At 64.8% G+C, this 19,671-nt stretch carries 20 protein-coding genes; 17 read left to right on the top strand and 3 right to left on the bottom strand.

Annotated elements, in window-relative coordinates; genetic code table 11:
• Positions 1-469: 469 nt before the first annotated feature.
• The 16 genes from QAZ22_RS22165 (at position 470) to QAZ22_RS22090 (ending at position 15,501) form a co-directional block, all read left to right on the top strand.
• A complete protein-coding gene (locus QAZ22_RS22165; protein ID WP_278202821.1) occupies positions 470-1,723 on the top strand; it encodes a L,D-transpeptidase family protein in 1,254 nt (417 codons plus the stop codon).
• A 176-nt stretch (positions 1,724-1,899) separates the two neighbouring features.
• The gene (locus QAZ22_RS22160; RefSeq protein WP_278202820.1) at positions 1,900-3,543 is read left to right on the top strand and encodes a Na+/H+ antiporter; all 1,644 of its coding nucleotides are present in this window, start codon (positions 1,900-1,902) and stop codon (positions 3,541-3,543) included.
• Between the two features lie 127 nt (positions 3,544-3,670).
• Positions 3,671-4,984, top strand: coding sequence for a serine hydroxymethyltransferase (glyA, locus tag QAZ22_RS22155; RefSeq protein ID WP_127860348.1), 1,314 nt, complete (start codon positions 3,671-3,673; stop codon positions 4,982-4,984).
• Positions 4,985-5,079: 95 nt separating this feature from the next.
• The gene (locus QAZ22_RS22150; RefSeq protein ID WP_278207905.1) at positions 5,080-5,670 is read left to right on the top strand and encodes a hypothetical protein; all 591 of its coding nucleotides are present in this window, start codon (positions 5,080-5,082) and stop codon (positions 5,668-5,670) included.
• A gap of 112 nt (positions 5,671-5,782) precedes the next feature.
• Positions 5,783-6,262 carry a transcriptional regulator NrdR gene (nrdR, locus tag QAZ22_RS22145; RefSeq protein ID WP_059184872.1) on the top strand — a complete coding sequence of 160 codons (480 nt, stop codon included), beginning with the start codon at positions 5,783-5,785 and terminating at the stop codon, positions 6,260-6,262.
• Between the two features lie 2 nt (positions 6,263-6,264).
• Positions 6,265-7,395: a bifunctional diaminohydroxyphosphoribosylaminopyrimidine deaminase/5-amino-6-(5-phosphoribosylamino)uracil reductase RibD gene (gene ribD, locus QAZ22_RS22140; RefSeq protein ID WP_278202819.1), complete on the top strand. Its 1,131-nt coding sequence runs from the start codon at positions 6,265-6,267 to the stop codon at positions 7,393-7,395.
• The gene (locus QAZ22_RS22135; RefSeq protein WP_278202818.1) at positions 7,395-8,012 is read left to right on the top strand and encodes a riboflavin synthase; all 618 of its coding nucleotides are present in this window, start codon (positions 7,395-7,397) and stop codon (positions 8,010-8,012) included. The genes ribD and QAZ22_RS22135 overlap by 1 nt, the downstream gene beginning before the upstream one ends.
• A 49-nt stretch (positions 8,013-8,061) precedes the next feature.
• Entirely contained in the window at positions 8,062-8,367 is a 306-nt protein-coding gene (locus QAZ22_RS22130; RefSeq protein ID WP_278202817.1) for a DUF1778 domain-containing protein, read from the top strand.
• A 1-nt stretch (position 8,368) separates the two neighbouring features.
• Complete coding sequence (locus tag QAZ22_RS22125; protein ID WP_278202816.1) at positions 8,369-8,881, top strand: GNAT family N-acetyltransferase; 513 nt, start codon at positions 8,369-8,371, stop codon at positions 8,879-8,881.
• Positions 8,882-9,135: 254 nt separating this feature from the next.
• On the top strand, positions 9,136-9,630 hold the full coding sequence (ribH, locus tag QAZ22_RS22120) for a 6,7-dimethyl-8-ribityllumazine synthase (protein ID WP_278202815.1): 495 nt from the start codon (positions 9,136-9,138) through the stop codon (positions 9,628-9,630).
• A complete protein-coding gene (gene nusB / locus QAZ22_RS22115; RefSeq protein WP_278202814.1) occupies positions 9,627-10,121 on the top strand; it encodes a transcription antitermination factor NusB in 495 nt (164 codons plus the stop codon). The genes ribH and nusB overlap by 4 nt, the downstream gene beginning before the upstream one ends.
• Positions 10,118-11,338, top strand: coding sequence for an MFS transporter (locus QAZ22_RS22110; protein ID WP_278202813.1), 1,221 nt, complete (start codon positions 10,118-10,120; stop codon positions 11,336-11,338). The genes nusB and QAZ22_RS22110 overlap by 4 nt, the downstream gene beginning before the upstream one ends.
• Before the next feature lie 158 nt (positions 11,339-11,496).
• A complete protein-coding gene (locus QAZ22_RS22105; protein WP_278202812.1) occupies positions 11,497-12,408 on the top strand; it encodes an ABC transporter substrate-binding protein in 912 nt (303 codons plus the stop codon).
• Positions 12,409-12,659: 251 nt separating this feature from the next.
• The gene (locus tag QAZ22_RS22100; RefSeq protein WP_278202811.1) at positions 12,660-13,823 is read left to right on the top strand and encodes an ABC transporter permease; all 1,164 of its coding nucleotides are present in this window, start codon (positions 12,660-12,662) and stop codon (positions 13,821-13,823) included.
• Positions 13,820-14,755 (top strand): ABC transporter ATP-binding protein, encoded by a 936-nt coding sequence (locus QAZ22_RS22095; protein ID WP_278202810.1) that lies wholly within the window; start codon positions 13,820-13,822, stop codon positions 14,753-14,755. The genes QAZ22_RS22100 and QAZ22_RS22095 overlap by 4 nt, the downstream gene beginning before the upstream one ends.
• On the top strand, positions 14,752-15,501 hold the full coding sequence (locus tag QAZ22_RS22090) for an ABC transporter permease (protein WP_278202809.1): 750 nt from the start codon (positions 14,752-14,754) through the stop codon (positions 15,499-15,501). The genes QAZ22_RS22095 and QAZ22_RS22090 overlap by 4 nt, the downstream gene beginning before the upstream one ends.
• A 48-nt stretch (positions 15,502-15,549) precedes the next feature.
• Here the strand turns inward: QAZ22_RS22090 and QAZ22_RS22085 are convergent, their stop codons facing one another.
• Entirely contained in the window at positions 15,550-15,708 is a 159-nt protein-coding gene (locus QAZ22_RS22085; protein ID WP_278202808.1) for a hypothetical protein, read from the bottom strand.
• Positions 15,709-15,767: 59 nt separating this feature from the next.
• On the opposite strand from QAZ22_RS22085, the gene QAZ22_RS22080 reads away from it, so the two are divergent.
• Complete coding sequence (locus tag QAZ22_RS22080; RefSeq protein ID WP_278202807.1) at positions 15,768-17,915, top strand: sodium-translocating pyrophosphatase; 2,148 nt, start codon at positions 15,768-15,770, stop codon at positions 17,913-17,915.
• Positions 17,916-18,027: 112 nt separating this feature from the next.
• On the opposite strand, the gene QAZ22_RS22075 is transcribed toward QAZ22_RS22080, so the two are convergent.
• Positions 18,028-19,026, bottom strand: coding sequence for a glycosyltransferase family 2 protein (locus tag QAZ22_RS22075; protein ID WP_278202806.1), 999 nt, complete (start codon positions 19,024-19,026; stop codon positions 18,028-18,030).
• Position 19,027: 1 nt separating this feature from the next.
• Positions 19,028-19,573, bottom strand: coding sequence for a dTDP-4-dehydrorhamnose 3,5-epimerase family protein (locus tag QAZ22_RS22070; RefSeq protein ID WP_278202805.1), 546 nt, complete (start codon positions 19,571-19,573; stop codon positions 19,028-19,030).
• Positions 19,574-19,671: the final 98 nt, after the last annotated feature.

Below are 19,671 nucleotides of genomic sequence, written 5' to 3'. Positions count from 1 at the left end.
CCAAGGGAATTCCAGCCTTGCCCAGAAGTCGTGCGTACCGGCTATGGTGCCCTGCAAGGGAAGCAACCGACTAAAAGCATGTCTCCCGAAAGTGGGAACCGGTTTCGGGATAAAGACATGCGTAAAATCAAAAACCTAAAGCGCATGGAGCGAATCTGAAAGATCGTGACGCGCTTTAGGGCCAGTGCAGAAAAGCATCGCTCCCATCTTTCGTCGTCTCGTCGAAGGCAAATCGCGGGTCAAGGCCACGTTGCCGCCATAATCACGGTGAAAGCGAGAATGCGGGTGACGCTGCGGGCCTGTGCCCTGCGCCTCCTGGAACCTGCCTCGAGGCTGTGCGTTTCCGGCAGCCGGGCGATGCGGGACATGGTTGGCTAATTGTTAAGATTGCCGACCCTAGAGTGCGGGCAACCCGCCAGTAGAGCAAAACTGAGCGAGATCGAATACAGCTAGAATGTCTGGAACGTCCATGAGAACCAGCCGCCGTTTCTTCCTTACCGGAGCCTCTGCGCTCGCCGCCGCCGTTGTCGCCGGCCATGCCAGCGCGCAGGATGTGGTCGGGGATATCCTCAAATCCTCGGCCCGCGGCAATTGGGACGATCAGTTCGACGCCCGCGCCAACAATACGAACAAGGTCGCTTCGACGCTGCCGATCTTCAGCCAGCAGACCGTCGCCTTCACCGAGCAGGCGGTGGCGCAGTACCAGAACATCGTCGGCCAGGGCGGCTGGGAGCAGGTTCCGGCGACCAAGAAATTGCAGCTCGGCGTCGACGACCCTGATGTCGTGCCGTTGCGCAAGCGGCTGATGATCTCGGGCGACCTGCCGCAGAGCGCCGGCATTTCGACGGCCTTCGATTCCTACGTCGATTCCGCGGTCAAGCGCTTCCAGCTTCGCCATGGCCTGCCGGCCGACGGCGCGATGGGCAAATACACCTATGCGGCGATGAACGTCTCGGCGCAGATCCGGCTCGGCCAGCTGCAGACCAATCTGCAGCGCCTGAAGGAAAAGGCCGGCACGCTGGGCAGCCGCTATGTGCTGGTCGACATTCCGGCGGCGCAGATCGAAGCCGTGGAGAACGACCGCGTCGTGCTTCGCCACACCGCGATCGTCGGCAAGATCGACCGCCAGACGCCGATCGTGAATTCCAAGATCAACGAGATCATCGTCAATCCTTACTGGAACGCGCCGGTCTCGATCGTGCGCAAGGACATCATTCCGCTGATGCGGAAGGATCCCAATTATCTCAAGGACAGCCACATCCGCCTGTTCGCGCCGGACGGCAGCGAGGTCGATCCGATGACCATCGACTGGTCGACGGACGATGCCGCCAAGTACCGCTTCCGCCAGGATCCCGGCGCCGGCAACGCCATGGCCTCGGTCAAGATCAATTTCCCGAGCCCGGACGGCGTCTACATGCACGACACGCCGCAGCAGAGCCTGTTCGGCAAGCTGATGCGCTTCGACTCTTCGGGCTGCGTGCGCGTCCAGAACGTGCGCGACCTCGTCACCTGGATCCTGCGCGACACGCCCGGCTGGGACCGCCAGCATTTCGAGGCGGCGATCAAGACCGGCGAGAACACCCCGGTGCAGGTCGTCAATCCGGTGCCGGTCCATTTCCTTTACCTGTCGGCATGGTCGACCGGGCCTGGCGTCGTCCAGTTCCGCGACGACATCTACGGCCTCGACGGCAACAGCGAGCTGCAGATTACGTCTGCACTGTAAACAACTGATATTTCGAACAAAAGGCCGCTCCTGGAGCGGCCTTTTTTGTCGTCAGGCACGGGGGACTGGACTGTAACCGCGGCACCTGTCAGCGGGAAGATCAGCCAGTTGAGGCCGCCTGTCTGGACGCAGCGCCGGCAATTGCGCATGGTCGGCCGGAGAGCCGGAATCGCACCATGGAAGTCGCCATTTTCATTCTCGTCGTGCTCGCTTTCGTGGCGCTTTCGGGGGCGCTGGTGCGGCTGGTGCGCGTGCCTCTGCCAGTGCTGCAGATCGCCATCGGCGCAGCCCTTGCCTGGCCGGCGGGCGGCCTGCATGTCGAGATCGATCCGGAACTCTTCCTGCTGGTGTTCATCCCGCCGCTTCTGTTCGGCGACGCTTTCGCCGCGCCGAAGCGGGAGCTGATCGAGCTGCGCGGGCCGATCCTCGATCTCGCGATCGGACTGGTCTTCTTCACCATCGTCGGCTTCGGCTACGCGCTCCACTGGCTGGTGCCGAGCATCCCGCTGACGGTCGCCTTCGCTTTGGCCGCCGTGCTGTCGCCGACCGATGCGGTCGCGGTGTCGTCGATTGTCGACCGCAATGTCGTTCCGGCCCGGCTGATGCACATATTGGAAGGCGAATCCCTGCTCAACGATGCGTCCGGCCTGGTCATGTTCCGCTTCGCCGTTGCGGCCGCGCTGACCGGCAGCTTCTCTTTCGCCGACGCGTCGCTGAGTTTCCTCTATGCCGTGGCAGCCGGCATCCTTGCCGGCATCGGCGCGCTGTTCATCGCCGCCAAGGCGCTGCAAGTGCTCGGCCGCATCGGCGGCACACCGGCGGAGGCGCAGGTGTTGGTCATGATCCTGTTGCCCTTCGTCGCCTATCTCATCGCCGAGCATGTCGGCGCCTCCGGCATCCTGGCCGCGGTCACCGCCGGTCTGCTCACCGGAACCTCGGGCATTTTCCGCCATCTGTCGGTCTCGGCGCGCATCCAGGCGATGTCGCTATGGTCGACGCTGGCGTTTATCTTCAACGGCGCTCTCTTCATCCTGCTCGGCCTTCAGCTTCCCGACATCATCCGCAGGGTTCCGCCCGAGCTCACCAGCCGGCACTGGCTGTTCGAGCCGGCGCTGACCGTGCTCATTTTGACGCTCTGCCTGATCGGCCTGCGCTTCCTCTGGATCTGGATCGGCGACATCGCGTCGGTGATCGCCGCGCGGTTCGGCAAGCGCAAGGCGGAACCCTTTGGTTTCCATGTCAGGCTTGCCGGATCGGTGGCCGGCGTGCGTGGCGCGATCACGCTGGCAGGTATTCTGTCGCTGCCGCTCGCGCTGCAGGATGGCTCGCCCTTTCCGGCGCGAGACGTGGTGATCTTTCTCGCAGCCGGCGTCATCATCTGCTCGCTGGTGATCGCCAGCCTTGCCCTGCCGAGGATCGCGCGCGGGCTGGTGGAGCCGGGCGAGGATCCGGGCGCGGCCGAAGAACGCCGGGCTCGTGTAGGCGCGGCCAACGCGGCCATCGCCACGATCGAGAGTCTCGCCGGTGAAGGCGGCGAGGAAGGCGAAGCGGCCGAAGCCCGGCTTGCGGTCGCCGACAGCATCGTTGCCGGCTACCGGCGCCGCATCGCGGCCTCCGACGAAGCCGATGAGGCGCGTGCCGACGCGCGCGAAGCAGGGCGGCTGGAGCTCGAGCTTAGGCACGCCGGCATCGAGGCGGAGCGCGCTGCCGTGCGCGCCATGTTCCGCAGCCGCGAGATCAACGACCACACGATGCGCGCGCTGCTTTCCGAGATCACGCTGACCGAGGCCCTGCTCAAGAGCCGACGGGACAGGAAATAACGGTTCAGCCGATTGGCTTGGCGCAATCCGGCTAGCAAATTTCGCGCCGCAAACGTGGCGGGCTCGAAACAACTGTGTTAATGGCGCGGCGACCTCGCAGACCTCCGGCCCCAAGGGAAAGCAAGCCATGTCAGACGCCGCGGTAGCCTCCAGCAAATTCGAATCCTTCTTCGAGACCACGCTTGCCGATGCCGATCCGGAAATCTTCGGCGCCATCCGCAACGAGCTCGGCCGTCAGCGCCATGAGATCGAGCTGATCGCCTCGGAAAACATCGTTTCCAGAGCCGTTCTCGAAGCGCAGGGCTCGATCATGACCAACAAATATGCCGAGGGCTATCCGGGCAAGCGCTACTATGGCGGCTGCCAGTTCGTCGACGTGGCCGAGGAACTGGCCATAGAGCGCGCCAAGAAGCTCTTCGGCTGCAACTTCGCCAACGTCCAGCCGAACTCGGGCAGCCAGATGAACCAGGCCGTGTTCCTGGCGCTGCTGCAGCCCGGCGATACCTTCATGGGCCTCGACTTGAATTCCGGCGGCCATCTCACCCACGGCTCGCCGGTCAATATGAGCGGCAAGTGGTTCAAGGTCGTCTCCTACGGTGTGCGCAAGGACGACCATCTGCTCGACATGGACGCGATCGAGAAGACCGCGCATGAGACCAAGCCGAAGCTGATCCTGGCCGGCGGCACCGCCTATTCCCGCATCTGGGACTGGAAGCGTTTCCGCGAGATCGCCGATTCGATCGGTGCCTATCTGATGGTCGACATGGCCCACATCGCCGGCCTCGTCGCCGGCGGCATGCACCCGTCGCCGCTGCCCCATGCCCATGTCGTGACCACGACGACACACAAGTCGCTGCGCGGCCCGCGCGGCGGCATGATCCTGTGCAACGACGAGGAGATCGCCAAGAAGATGAACTCGGCGGTCTTCCCGGGCCTGCAGGGCGGTCCGCTGATGCATGTCATCGCCGCCAAGGCGGTGGCGCTCGGCGAGGCGCTCAAGCCGAGCTTCAAGGCCTACGCCGAAAGCATCGTCGCCAATGCCAAGGCGCTGGCTTCGAGCCTTCAGGAAACCGGCCTCGATATCGTCTCGGGCGGCACCGACAACCATCTGATGCTGGTCGACCTGCGCCCGAAGAACGCCACCGGCAAGCGCGCCGAGGCGGCTCTCGGCCGCGCCAACATCACCTGCAACAAGAACGGCATCCCGTTCGACCCGGAAAAGCCCTTCGTCACCTCCGGTGTCCGTCTGGGCACGCCGGCCGGCACGACGCGCGGCTTCGGCCAGGCCGAATTCCGCGAGATCGGCAAGCTGATCGCCGAGGTGCTGGACGGGCTGAAGGTGGCGAATTCCGACGAGGGCAACGCGGCGGTCGAGGCTGCGGTCAAGGCCAAGGTCACGGCGTTGACGGATCGGTTCCCGCTCTACCCCTATCTCGGTTGACCCCCTTGCTTGGTTGACCACGCGCTTCGCGTCATCTTTTATCCTGCGCTAGGCGCCGCCTTGATCGGGCGGCGCCGCTTACTGGAGACTTGATGATGCGCAATTTCCATCCTGCCACCCTGGCCCTGTTCAGCTCGCTGGCCGCTTTCGCTGTATCCGGCGTGGCTGCCCAAGAGCAGACGCAGCCGAGCGCCGACATGCCGGCCACCACGACCTTCGGCAGATGGACCACGATCATCGATACGCTCGATACCGGGCAGGACGCGCACAAGACCTGCGCCGCCTCGACGGCCTTCGTCGACGGCAACGGCAATGCCGGCACGCTGACGCTGTCGATCTCGACCGGTGACGCGTTGCCGCCCGATGCCTACCCCGCCGTCATGATCACCGTCGACAACAAGGATCTGCCGACCGGCAAGAACATCGCGGCGACCTTCGGCGATCCCGGCGTCAAGGTTTCGGCGACGGTTTCCTCCGCCGATGCCGTCAACGGCCGCCCGAGCTGGATGGTCGACAACAAGGCCAAGACCAGCCTGGCGCTGTTACGCGCCATGCGCAAAGTCACCTCGCTCGACATCGCCTTCGGTAAGCAGGCTGTTGTCAGCATTCCGATGGATGGGTTCACCAAGGCCTATCGCAATCTCGGCACCTCCTGCGGCTTCGCGACCAAGGACGTTGCGCCCTGACACCGACCGGGCGGTCGGGGCGGGCGCTGGCAATCTTGCTCGCGCCTCGCTATCTCTGAGGCACAAAAGGCTCTAATCCTTTCGCCACAGAATCGCGAACCCAAGGCTCTCCATGCGCTGCCCCTATTGTCAGTCCGAAGATACGCAGGTGAAGGATTCGCGTCCCGCCGAAGACGGCGCGGCGATCCGCAGGCGCCGCGTCTGCCCGGATTGCGGCGGCCGCTTCACCACCTTCGAGCGTGTGCAACTACGCGACCTCGTCGTCATCAAGAAGTCCGGCCGCAAGGTGCCGTTCGACCGCGACAAGCTTTTGCGCTCGGTCGAGATCGCGGTGCGCAAGCGCAATGTCGATCCCGAGCGCATCGACCGCGCGGTGACCGGTATCGTGCGGCAGCTCGAAAGCTCGGGCGAAACGGAAGTGGCTTCGGGCGAGGTCGGTCGCCTGGTCATGGAGGCGCTGAAGTCGCTCGACGATGTCGCCTATGTCCGCTTCGCCTCGGTCTACCGCAATTTCCGTGAGGCCAAGGATTTTCACGAGCTGCTGGGCGAGCTGAAGGGCGACGAGGAGAAGACCGAAGAGGACGCCGGCTGATCATGGCGGAATCCCGATTGAGCGAGGCCGAACAGGCGGCCCTTGATCGCCGTTTCATGGCCGCGGCCATCCGGCTGTCGCGCCGCAACGCCGGCCGCACCTCGACCAATCCTTCCGTCGGTACGATCATCGTGCGCGACGACGGCGCCGGTCCGATGATCGTCGGCACGGGCGTCACCGCCATCGGCGGCCGGCCGCATGCCGAGACCGAGGCGCTGACCGAGGCCGGCGAGCTCGCGCGAGGTGCTACGGCTTATGTCACCTTGGAGCCTTGCGCCCATCATGGTCGCACGCCGCCTTGCGCCAACGCGCTGGTCAATGCCGGCATTGCGCGCGTCGTCGGCGCGGCAAGCGATCCCGATCCGCGCGTCTCCGGCAAGGGCTACGCCATCCTGCGCGCCGCCCGCGTCGAAGTGGTGGAGAAGGTGCTGGCCACCGAAGCCGCGGAGCAGATGGCCGGCTATTTGATTCGATCTTTGAAAAAACGCCCGGAAGTTATCCTGAAGCTTGCGCTTTCCAGCGACGGCAAGATCGGCAGGAGAGGCGCCGGCCAGGTCGCGATAACTGGCGAGATCGCCAGGCGCGAAGTCTATCTGATGCGCGCCGAGGCCGACGCCATCCTGGTTGGCATCGGCACTGCCCTCGAGGACGACCCGGCGCTGACCGTGCGGCTGCCCGGCCTGGAGAACCGCTCGCCGGCGCGCATCATCCTCGATCGCCAGATCCGGTTGCCGGAGGCGTCCAAGCTTGTTTCCGGCGTTGACCGTGTTCCGCTCTATGTCGCCGCGTGCCCCGAGGCAGATCCGCATCGGCGGACCGCGCTCGAACGTGTAGGCGTGCACTTCATCGGCACGGAAACGTATGAGAGCGAAGTGGCCCTGCCGGAACTGCTGGAGGATCTGGCGGCGCTCGGCATGGCAAGCGTGCTGGTCGAGGGCGGCGCCAAGGTGGCTAGAGCCTTCCTGGAGGAAGAGCTGGTTGACCGCATCGTCCTGTTCCAAGGCCCGGAAGCGATCGGCGAGGACGGCATTGCATCGCCCATCGACGCCGACCATATCCCGGCAGGGTTCCGCGAGTTGCGTCAGATGCGCTTCGGCGAGGACAGCTACGCCGAGTGGATAAGGGATTTGTGATGTTTACCGGGATCGTTACCGATGTGGGCACCGTCGCGACGGCAAAGCCTCTGAGCGAAGGCGTCGGCCTGCGCATTGACACGGCCTACGACCCCGAAACCATTGCGATCGGCGCCTCGATTTCCTGCGGCGGCGTCTGCCTGACGGTCACCGCGTTGCCCGAGCATGGCTCGAACGCCCGCTGGTTCGAGGTCGAGGCTTGGGAGGAAGCGCTGCGGCTGACCACGGCGTCGAGCTGGAAATCCGGCACCAGGATCAATCTCGAACGGGCGCTGAAGATCGGCGACGAGCTCGGCGGTCATATCGTCTCCGGCCATGTCGACGGCACCGCCGAGATCGTCGAGCGCAAGGAGGAGGGCGATGCCGTGCGCTTCACGCTGGAAGCGCCGCGGCATCTGGCAAAATTCATCGCGCCGAAGGGCTCGGTCGCGCTCGACGGCACCTCGCTCACCGTCAACAATGTCGAAGGGACCCGCTTCGACGTGCTTCTGATCCAGCATTCGCTGAGCGTCACCACCTGGGGCGAGCGTCAGGCCGGCGACCGCGTCAACCTCGAGATCGATACGATGGCCCGCTACGCGGCGCGCCTGGCGGAGGCAGCTAAGGAGGGGCTGTGAGCAGGGCTTGAAGCTGCCGGCTGTTGGCCGTACATTGTTTTCAGGAGATATGACGATGACGGCACATACCCATCCACCTCGCAGTCGCGCCCGTGGCGAACGTCTGGAGGCACGCATCACGACGGATCAGAAGAGCCTGATCGAACATGCTGCGGCGCTTCAGGGTCGCACCGTGACGGATTTCGTGCTGACCAGCGTCCAGGAAGCTGCGCGCCGGACCATCGAGGAGCACCAGCGGCTCGATCTGTCTGTTCGCGACAGCAGGGCCTTCGTGGATGCCCTCATCAATCCGAAGCCGGTGAACGATCGTCTGCGCGATACGGTGCGTCGGTATCGCCAAGCCACTGCCACCTGAGGTGACGGGCTCGACCGAGGGTTCCTTACGAGTTGAGGTGCTTGGCCCGCAGCACGACAGGACCTTGTTCGAGAGCGGCGCAGAACCGCTAGATCGGTATCTCCGGATGCAGGCGGGGCAAGACGCCCGCAAGAACATTGCAGCGCCGTTCGTGCTGGTCATGCCGGATGGAGCTATCGCCGGCTATTACACGCTTTCATCCACCGCGGTGAATGTCGGCGAATGGCCTGCCCAGATTGTCAGCAAGCTGCCGCGTTATCCGCTCATCCCAGCGACGCTGCTCGGTCGCTTGGCCGTCGATCGACGGCTACAGGGCCGGGGTTACGGCCGATACCTCCTTGCCGATGCCTTGCTTCGGTCGCTCAGCAGCGAGATTGCCTCGTTCGCCGTCATTGTCGATGCAAAGGACGAGAACGCGCGGCTCTTCTACGAACGCGAGAGTTTTCTACCATTTCCGGATCAGCCAATGAAGCTGTTTCGGCCAATGGCCGATATCGCGGAGTTGTTCAAATGAGGAGGGGAGGTCAATGGAGCGTGAGAATTCCAAATGGCAAGAGCGGCTGACGCGCGAAGCAATGGCCGATGTAGATGCCGGCCGCGTGGTGGACCACGGAGCTGTTCTCGCCTGGGCTGAAAGCCTCGGTACTGGCCATCCGCTCCCGGCGCCTTACCCAAAGATGCGATAGGCAAGCCGTCACCACTGCCAATCTTGTGCTTGCGATCAATCCGGCTTCGGCCTAAGTCACCGGCAACCCCCCGGAGACTTTTATGGCTGGCATATCCGAACACGGCAAAGCGTTCATTCGTCCGAAGGCGAAGGCGCATCTGCTCATTGTAGAGGCGCGCTTTCACGACGACCTCGCCGACGCGCTGCTCGAAGGCGCGACCAGCGCGCTGGACGAAGCCGGCGCCACCTATGATGTCGTCACCGTTCCCGGCTCGCTCGAAATACCGGCCGTGATCACCTTCGCGCTGGACGGCGCCGGCGAAGGTGGGACGCACTATGACGGCTTCGTCGCGCTCGGCACGATCATCCGTGGCGACACCTATCATTTCGACATCGTCGCCAATGAATCGAGCCGTGCGCTGATGGACCTTTCCGTGCAGGAAGCGATCGCGATCGGCAACGGCATTCTGACCACCGAGAACGATGCGCAGGCATGGACGCGCGCCAAGCGCACGGAGGGCGACAAGGGCGGGTTCGCGGCGCGCGCGGCGCTGACCATGATCGCGCTCAAAGAGAAATTCGGAGCCCAATCGTGAGCGATCCTGCCTCCACCGGTGCGGTGCGCCAAGCCAACAAGCGGGGTGCCGCCCGTCTTGCCGCCGTCCAGGCGCTCTACCAGATGGATGTGGCCGGCAGCGGCGTTTTCGAGATCACCGCCGAATACGAGGCCTTCCGCCTGGGCAAGGAAGTCGACGGCGCGCTCTATCGCGAGGCCGACGCGCAGTGGTTCCGCGCCATCCTGACCGGCGTCGTCGAGAACCAGAAGACCATCGACCCGGTCATCCGACAGGCGCTGACCGAAGACTGGCCGCTCTCGCGGCTGGATTCGACGCTGCGCGCCATCCTGCGCGCCGGCGTCTATGAATTGATGAAGCGCGAGGACGTGCCGGTGGCCGTGATCGTCTCTGAATATGTCGACATCGCCAAGGCCTTCTATGAGGAAGATGAGCCGAAGCTGGTCAACGCCGTTCTCGACCGTGTCTCGCGCCGGGTGCGTGGCGAGGGTCGCGGCAAGGACGCATCGTGACCGCCACGGCAGTTGTCGCCAGGCCCGGTAGGGAAGCGCGCCGCACGGCAGTGCTCCTGGCGGCTGCCCAGGCGATCGTCGGCTCCGCCGCGCCGATCGCCATTTCGCTCGGGGCGCTTGCCGGCCATTATCTGCTCGGGCCCGACAAATCGCTGGCGACGGCGCCTGTCACCGGCTTCAATCTCGGGGTGGCGCTCGGCGCGCTGCCGGCAGCCGCGATCATCCGCCGGCTAGGCCACCGCGGCGGCTTCATGGCCGGCACCGTCGTCACGGCGCTCGGCGGCCTGATCGCGACGCTTGCGCTCTTCCAGGCGAGCTTCTGGCTCTTTGCCTTCGGTCTCGGCGTGATCGGCGTCGGCGGTGCCTTCGTCCAGCAGTTCCGCTTTGCCGCCGCCGACAACGCATCGCCTGAATTCAAGGCGCGTGCCATTTCCTTCGTGCTGGCGGGCGGCATCGTCACCGCCATTCTCGGGCCGCAGATCGTCATCTACACCCGTGAGCTTCTGGCTCCGGTGATGTTTGCCGGATCCTTCGCCTCCATCCTCGTACTGGCGGCAGTCGGCGCGGTTGTCCTGTCCTTCCTGCATATGTCGATGCCGGCGGGCAGGGTCGCGACAACCGAGCAAAGCGACGCTCGGCCACTGGTCGAGATCGCCATCCAGCCACGCTTCGTCGCGGCGCTGTTCTGCGCCGTCGGCAGCTACGCGCTGATGAGCTTCGTCATGACCGGCGCGCCGCTCGCCATGGTCGGCTGCGGGCTCTCGACCGACGATGCGACGCTCGGCATTTCCTGGCATGTCATGGCGATGTTCGGGCCGAGTTTCTTCACCGGTTCGCTGATCCACCGCTTCGGCGCCGAGCGCATCGTCGCCATCGGGCTGGTCCTGCTCATCGGTTGCGGGGCGGTGGCGCTTTCCGGCCTCGCGCTCTGGCAGTTCTGGACCGCGCTTATCCTGCTCGGCCTCGGCTGGAATTTCAGCTTCATCGGCGCGACCGCCATGGTCGCGGCCTGCTACCGGCCGTCCGAAAAGGGCAAGGTGCAGGGCTTCCACGATTTCGTCCTGTTCGGTTCGGTCGCCTTCGCGTCGCTGATGTCGGGCGCGATCTACAACGCCTGGGGTTGGACGATGTTGAACTGGGTCGTGTTCCCGGTTGTCGCGCTCTGCTTCGTCGCGCTGGGCGCCTTGAAGCTGCCGGGCTTGCGCAGAGCCAACTGACATTACGCTGTCTGGACATGGCGCGGCGCGGCATTCGCGCCGGGAACAAAATTATTGCGTGCATCCCGCTAGTTATGAAACCGTGTACCCCGACGGCGCGTTAAAGCCATGCTCATATGCGGCCACCGACCCATCGGTTCACAACAAGGGATTTTCACATGTTTTCAATCAGAAAGCTCGCCGTAGCAGCGATCGCGCTCGGCATCACCTCGGCTTCGGCTTACGCGCAGGTGGTGGTTTCCTCGAAGATCGACACCGAGGGCGGTGTGCTCGGCAACGTCATCCAGCTGGTTTTGAACGCCAACAACATCAAGACCACCGATCGCATCCAGCTTGGCGCCACGCCCGTGGTGCGCAAGGCGATCACCGCCGGCGAGATCGACATTTATCCCGAATATACCGGCAACGCCGCCTTCTTCTTTCAGAAGGCGGACGATCCGGTTTGGAAGGATGCCGCCAAGGCCTACGAGACCGCCAAGAAGCTCGACTATGACGCCAACAAGATCGTCTGGCTGTCGCCGTCGCCAGCCAACAACACCTGGGCGATTGCATTGCGCAAGGAGGTCGCCGACGAGAACAAGCTCACCACCCTGTCGGACTTCGGCAAGTATGTCTCCGGCGGCGGCAAGGTCGTTCTTGCTGCCTCGGCCGAGTTCGTCAACTCGGCGGCGGCCCTGCCGGCATTCCAGACCACTTACGGCTTCAAGCTGAAGCCGGACCAGTTGATCACGCTCTCCGGCGGCGACACGGCAGCGACCATTGCCGCGGCCGCCAACCAGACCAATGGCGCCAACGCCGCCATGGTCTATGGCACCGACGGCGGTATCCAGCCCTCGGGCCTCGTCGTGCTCGAAGACGACAAGAATGTGCAACCCGTCTATCAGCCGGCGCCGATCATCCGCGAGAAGGTGTTGAAGGAACATCCGGAAATCGAGTCGCTGCTGAAGCCGGTGTTCGCCAAGCTCGATCTCGCCACGCTGCAGCAGCTCAACGGCCGCGTCCAACTGGGTGGTGAGCCCGCGAAGGCGGTGGCGGAAGATTTCCTCAAGAAGAACGGGTTTCTGAAGTAGGCAGCTCTCGCGTTGATCGACGTTACGCCGTTGCGAGGCGCCCCCCTCTGTCCTGCCGGACATCTCCCCCACAAGGGGGGAGATCGGACCTCGCGCAGGCTTTCGCATATCTCCAGCAGTGCTTGGAGAGCGGCGGCGACGAAGCTGCCAATCTCCCCCCTTGTGGGGGAGATGTCCGGCAGGACAGAGGGGGGCGCGACGGAACGAGGCCTTTCTGATTTTGCCCCTCCAAATAGCCGCGCGGGCCGGTTATGATCCCCCGCTTCGACAAGCTCGGCGTGGTGATCGCCCTGATCGTCGCCTACGCCGCCTTCGCGGCACCCTTCGCCACCTTCCGCGCCAACCGCATCGTGCCCGGACAGGCGCGCTCGATCCTCGAAGCGCTGCCGTCCACGCTTGGCGTCCTGCTGCTGGCGATACTGCTCGTCGGCGGCATCGTCGCCCTGCTGAGGACGCCCCTCTTGCTAAGGCTGGCGGCCAGCGTCGTTGCGTTGGTCGCTCTTGCCGTCCTGATCGGCGTTGCCGGAGGTTTCCTGACGCCCGCCGGCAACACCTTCGCCCGCGTCGCGCCGGCCTCGGGCTTCTGGCTGCTGATCTTCGCCTTCACGCTGCTTCTGGCCGATGTGCTGACCCGGCTGAACCTCTCGCCATTGGCGCGCGTCGGCGTTCTTGCCGTCGCCGCGCTCGCCATCGGCGCGTTGCTCGTATCAGGAAGCTGGAACAGCCTTTCCATCCTCAAGGAATATGCCAGCCGCGCCGACAGTTTCTGGGCGGAAGGCTCCAAGCACATCACGCTGGCGCTCGGCTCGCTGGCAGCCGCGGTGGTCGCTGGAGTTCCGCTCGGCATCCTATGCCACCGCGTCGAGGCACTGCGGGCAGGGGTGCTGAACGTGCTCAACATCATCCAGACCATCCCGTCGATCGCGCTCTTTGGCCTGCTGATTGCGCCGCTCGGCTGGATCGCCGCGCATGTGCCGGGCGCCGCGGAGGCCGGCATCAGGGGCATCGGCACCGCGCCCGCTTTCGTTGCGCTGTTTCTGTACTCGCTGCTGCCGGTGGTAGCGAACACAGTGGTCGGCCTTGCCGGCGTGCCGCGCGCCGCCAACGATGCCGCCCGCGGCATGGGCATGACCGACCGCCAGCGCCTGTTCGATGTCGAGTTCCCGCTCGCCTTTCCGGTGATCCTGACCGGCATCCGCATCGTGCTGGTGCAGAACATCGGCCTTGCTACCATCGCTGCGCTGATCGGCGGCGGTGGCTTCGGCGTGTTCGTCTTCCAGGGCGTCGGCCAGACGGCGATGGACCTTGTGCTGCTCGGCGCCGTGCCCACCGTGGCGCTGGCCTTTGCTGCCGCGATCATCCTCGACGCGGTCATCGAAATGACCTCCACCAAGCGCAGGGCGGACCCCGCATGATCGAGATCGAAGGCATCACCAAGCGCTATAACGGAACTGCCGTTGTCGACGACGTCTCGATGGTCGTCGAGCCGCGCACCATCGCCGTGATCGTCGGCACCTCCGGCTCCGGCAAGACGACCCTGCTCAGGATGATCAACCGGCTGGTCGAGCCGAGTTCCGGAGTGATCAAGATCGACGGCGCCGACAATCGCTCCCTGCCCGGATACGAGCTGCGCCGCAGCATCGGCTACGCCATCCAGGGCCATGGCCTTTTCCCGCACCGGACAGTCGCGCAGAACATCGCCACGGTGCCGCTGCTGCTCGGTTGGGACAAGGAGCGCATCAACGCTCGCGTCGAAGAACTGATGACGCTCTACCAGCTAGACCCGCAGGCGTATGGTCCGCGCTATCCGCATGAGCTCTCCGGCGGCCAGCAGCAGCGCGTCGGCGTTGCGCGCGCGCTTGCCGCGGAACCCAATGTGCTTCTGATGGACGAGCCCTTCGGCGCGCTCGACCCGATCATCCGCACCAAGGCGCAGGAGGATCTCCTGGCGATCCAGAAGCGCTTCGGCACCACCATCGTCCTTGTCACCCATGACATGGAGGAGGCCGTGCATATGGGCGACAAGATCGCCGTCATGGATGCCGGCAAGGTGCTGCAATACGCCAAACCGGCGGAGATCCTGGCGAAGCCCGCAAATGGCTTCGTTGAAACCCTCGTCGGCTCCAGCGAACGGCCGTTCCGGCTCCTGTCGCTCGGCCGCGTGCGCGATGCCGTGGAGCCCGGCGGCGCCGAGGGCGAGGCGATTCCCGGCGACGCCAGCCAGCGCGATGCACTCGCCGAGCTTCTGTGGACGGGCCGTCCGGCGCTGCCGGTGAAAGGCGCCGACGGCAAGCCGCTCGGGCGCGTCACCGTTGAAGGACTGGTGAAACGCGCGAGGCCGGCATGAAGGCCTGGCCGCCTACGCTGCTGAGGCTGACGCTTCTTGTACTGCTGGTGGTTTTCATCGCCAGCCCGGTCTGGTTCGAGCCGCTGCTCCGGCCGCTGACCGAGAACGGCGCGCCAGCGATCTACAACCAGGGCAGCCTGCTGACGCTGACACTGCTGCATCTAAGGACCGTGCTCGTCGCCACGGTGGCCGCGACGATCGTCGCCGTCGCGCTCGCCATCCTGGTCACTCGGCCCGCCGGGGCGGAATTCCTGCCGCTGTCGCGCAGCCTGGTCAATATCGGCCAGACGTTTCCGCCCGTCGCGGTGCTGGCGCTTGCGGTGCCGGCGGTCGGTTTCGGCGAGAAGCCGACGCTGATCGCGCTCTTCCTCTACGGGCTGCTGCCGATCTTCGAGAACGCGCTGACCGCGCTCACCACCCTGCCGGGCAACGTCATGGAAGCGGCGCGCGGCGCCGGCATGACCGGCTGGCAAAGGCTGACGAAGGTCGAGCTCCCGCTCAGCGCTCCGGTGATCCTGGGCGGCATTCGGCTTTCCGTGGTCATCAGCCTCGCCACCGCGACCATCGGCTCGACCGTGGCTGCCAAGACGCTGGGCGAGGTGATCATCGCCGGCCTGATCTCGAACAATTTGGCCTTCGTGCTGCAGGGCGGCCTGATCGTCGCCGCGCTGGCGGTGCTGATCTATGACGGCCTGTCGGCAATCGAGCGCTACGCCGCGCGCCGGATGGGGCGGGAAGCGGAGTAGCCTATCGGCGATCGGCCGCGATCTCAGCCAGGGCTGAATTCCCTCGCGTCATTTCAATCGATCTAATTCGAAGGCTGGAGGGGAAAGGATGCGGCCATCTTCCACTTTCGGGCGAAAGCCGGGCAAAAACCGAACAATATCTTGACGTTCCGAGCCCTGTTTCGCATACACCGCAGCCAAGGGGTGGATTCCGTGCGCGGCCTTCATCCCCGTTCCAACGGCCCAGGGAGGGGTTCTTCTGGGCATCAATCGAGGAAAATCCGGCAATGACCATCATTACCGCCGTCATCGCCTGCGGCTTGCTGTCAGTTCTGTACGCCATCTGGGCGACACGTTCGGTCCTTGCGTCCGATCAGGGCAATCAGCGCATGCAGGAAATCTCCGCGGCCATCCGCGAAGGCGCCCAGGCCTATCTGGCGCGCCAATACACCACCATCGCCGTCGTCGGCATCGTCGTGCTTCTGCTCGCCTGGTGGCTGCTCTCCATCACTTCCGCGATCGGCTTCCTGATCGGCGCCGTGCTGTCGGGCGCTGCCGGCTTCATCGGCATGCATGTCTCGGTCCGCGCCAATGTGCGCACCGCGCAGGCCGCCTCCAACAGCCTCGCCGCCGGCCTCGACATCGCCTTCAAGTCCGGCGCCATCACCGGCCTGCTGGTGGCTGGCCTGGCGCTGCTCGGCGTCTCCATCTACTACGCCGTCCTGACCGGCCCCATGGGCCTGCAGCCGAACGACCGCGTCGTCATCGACTCGCTGGTCTCGCTCGGCTTCGGCGCGTCGCTGATCTCGATCTTCGCCCGTCTCGGCGGCGGCATCTTCACCAAGGGTGCCGATGTCGGCGGCGACCTCGTCGGCAAGGTCGAGGCAGGCATTCCGGAAGACGATCCGCGCAACCCGGCCACCATCGCCGACAATGTCGGCGACAATGTCGGCGATTGCGCCGGCATGGCCGCCGACCTGTTCGAAACCTATGCGGTGACGGTCGTCGCCACCATGGTTCTGGCCTCCATCTTCTTCGGCGGCACGGCGGTGCTTGGCGCCGCCATGCTCTATCCGCTCGCCATCTGCGGCGCCTGCATCCTGACCTCGATCGTCGGCACCTTCTTCGTCAAGCTGGGCTCCAACGGCTCGATCATGGGCGCCCTTTACAAGGGCCTCATCGTCACCGGCCTGCTGTCCATCGTCGGCTTGGCCTTGGCCACCTCGGCGGTGCTGGGCTGGGGTGAGATCGGCAATGTCGGCGGCCTTGCCATCACCGGCAAAAACCTGTTCATCTGCGGCCTGATCGGTCTGCTGGTGACCGGGCTCATCGTGGTGATCACCGAATACTACACCGGCACCAACAAGCGGCCGGTGAACTCGATCGCCCAGGCCTCGGTGACCGGTCACGGCACCAACGTCATCCAGGGCCTCGCCGTCTCGCTGGAATCGACGGCGCTTCCGGCCATCGTCATCGTCGGCGGCATCATCGCCACCTACCAGCTCGGCGGTCTCTTCGGCACGGCGATCGCCGTCACCACCATGCTCGGCCTTGCCGGCATGATCGTGGCGCTCGACGCCTTCGGCCCGGTCACCGACAATGCCGGCGGCATCGCCGAAATGTCGGGCCTGCCAAAAGAAGTGCGCCACTCCACCGACGCGCTCGACGCCGTCGGCAACACCACCAAAGCGGTGACCAAGGGCTATGCCATCGGCTCCGCCGGCCTCGGCGCGCTGGTGCTGTTCGCCGCCTATTCGAACGACCTCAGATTCTTTGCCGCCAACGGCGACAAGTTCCCTTACTTCCAGGGCATGGGCGAGATCTCCTTCGACCTCTCCAACCCGTATGTCGTCGCCGGCCTGATCTTCGGCGGCCTGATCCCGTATCTGTTCGGCGGCATCGCCATGACCGCCGTCGGTCGCGCGGCAGGATCGATCGTCGAAGAAGTGCGAAAGCAGTTCCGCGAGGACAAGGGCATCATGGCCGGCACGTCCAAGCCGAATTATGCGCGCGCCGTCGACCTTCTCACCAGGGCCGCGATCCGGGAAATGATCATTCCCTCGCTGCTGCCGGTGCTGGCGCCGCTCGTCGTCTATTTCGGCGTGCTCTTGATCTCGGGCTCGAAGGCCTCGGCCTTCGCGGCTCTCGGCGCCTCGCTGCTCGGCGTCATCGTCAACGGTCTCTTCGTCGCCATCTCGATGACTTCCGGCGGCGGCGCCTGGGACAACGCCAAGAAGTCGTTCGAGGACGGCTTTACCGACAAGAGCGGGGTCAAGCACCTGAAGGGCTCAGAGGCGCACAAGGCCTCGGTCACCGGCGACACGGTCGGCGACCCCTACAAGGACACCGCCGGCCCGGCCGTGAATCCGGCGATCAAGATCACCAACATCGTCGCGCTGCTGTTGCTTGCCGTGCTCGCGCACGGCGCCTCGTAAGCCGCCGCACGACTGCAAATGAGAAACCCGCGGGCAGCGACCCCGCGGGTTTTGCATTTCGGGTGAGGATCGATTGAACGCTACCGTCTTGGCATCGGTCGGGTATGCGGACTTATTCTCCCCTGTCTTCCGGCTTGGCGCGCCCACGGTAGACGGCAAGCAGATCATCCACGCCCGGTTCCCGCTCAGGCATGGGCGGTAGGCCACGGGTTTCGCGTAGCGTGGAGACAAAGGTTCCACGACCGTATTTGCGGCGAAACTCGAGGGACCTGGGATGGATGCCGCACGCGGCCCAAAGCCTGCGTTTCAGGTAGCTCGATCTCTTCAGACGCGGCGGAGCCGCGGCCGCCGCGAGAATTTTGACGCGAAGGTCATCGGGCATCCGCATGGCGTTGGCAAGGTCCTCCTGCTCGGTTGCCGTGTCCTCGGTATAGCTGCCGCGGCGCTGGCCCGAGAAGATGCTCAGAACGGTCAAATGCGGCATGGTCGCGATGACGGCGCCCTTGCGCCAGGCCCGAAAGAGCCAGTCTTGCGAACTTTCGCACCAGCACTCGCTGGCGGGGCGCCAGGGACCGAGCCGGCTCAGCGATGCGCGCCTCACCATCTGCGCCGACCCGTATCCCGCCGTGACCACCGGATCGTAGAAACCGTCCTTGCCCATCCCGTAAATCGAGGTTCTGAGAGGATCGCCTCTCATCGAGGTCGGCTCTATGATGGCGCCTCGAGCGATGACGACATCGGCGCCGGTCGCGTCGATCCAGCCGGCCATCGATGCGAGGTGGTCCGGGAACCATAGATCGTCGTGATTGAGGATGGCGACCAACCGGCCGCGAGCCCTGGCAAAACCGATATTGTTCGGTCCCGATTGCTCGCCGAAATTCACAGGCAGATCGACATAGGCGATACGAGCATCGCCGAATGCGGCGACCGTCGCCGCGGTCTCCGCCCGGCAAGCGTCGCCGACGACGATCGTCTCCCAGTCCGGCAAGGTCTGGGCAAGGACGCTTCTCAGGGCCTGCCGTAAGGCCGCGGGGCGGTTGTGCGTCGCAATCACGACCGAGACGAGCGGCTCGGTCGGTGCGGTCGAAGCGAGCTGGGCGGGCCGCTCCACTTTACACCAGTTTATAGGGGATGTGCTCGGTATCGGGCGGCAGGCGGCGATGGTCGGGGCTTTCGAACGAATAGGCCTTGTCGACCATGTTGAGCACCAAAGCCGTTTCCGGGCCAAGCGAGACGACGCCGTGCCACACGCCCGGCGGAATGATGACGATGGCCGGTCGCAGCGCGCCGAGGATCTTGTGCCAGACCGCACCGAAAGTCGGCGATGCCTTGCGTCCGTCGAACAATGATATGCGGACGCTGCCGATCGAGCAGAACAGCCGGTCCTGCGTCACGGCATGCGCGTGCCAACCCGTCACCGCGCCGGGATACAAGGTGCGTTGAAAAACCTGGCCAACCGGAAGCAAGTCGAGGTTCCACTCTTCGCGGAAGATTTCGGTCAGGTAGCCGGTCGATGTCGCGACAGGTCTGATTTCCTTGAATGAGACGCCGTCGATCGTCGGAGGGTCTATGGCAAGCCAGTCCGGTGTCACGGTCTGCGGATCCGGCGTTCCCGTCGCCATCCAGCCCTGCGGCTCCGCGCGATTGCTTTTGCTCATGTCCAGCCCCGATACCCGCAAGGATTGATAGTGGGACGCTCGGGTGCAAGCAAGCATTTGGCAATCGCCCGGTCGCGGTGTGAGCAAAAGACCCGCCG

The organism is Mesorhizobium sp. WSM4906 (assembly GCF_029674625.1).
GTDB lineage: Bacteria > Pseudomonadota > Alphaproteobacteria > Rhizobiales > Rhizobiaceae > Mesorhizobium.
This window is presented reverse-complemented; position numbering and strand designations above follow the sequence as displayed.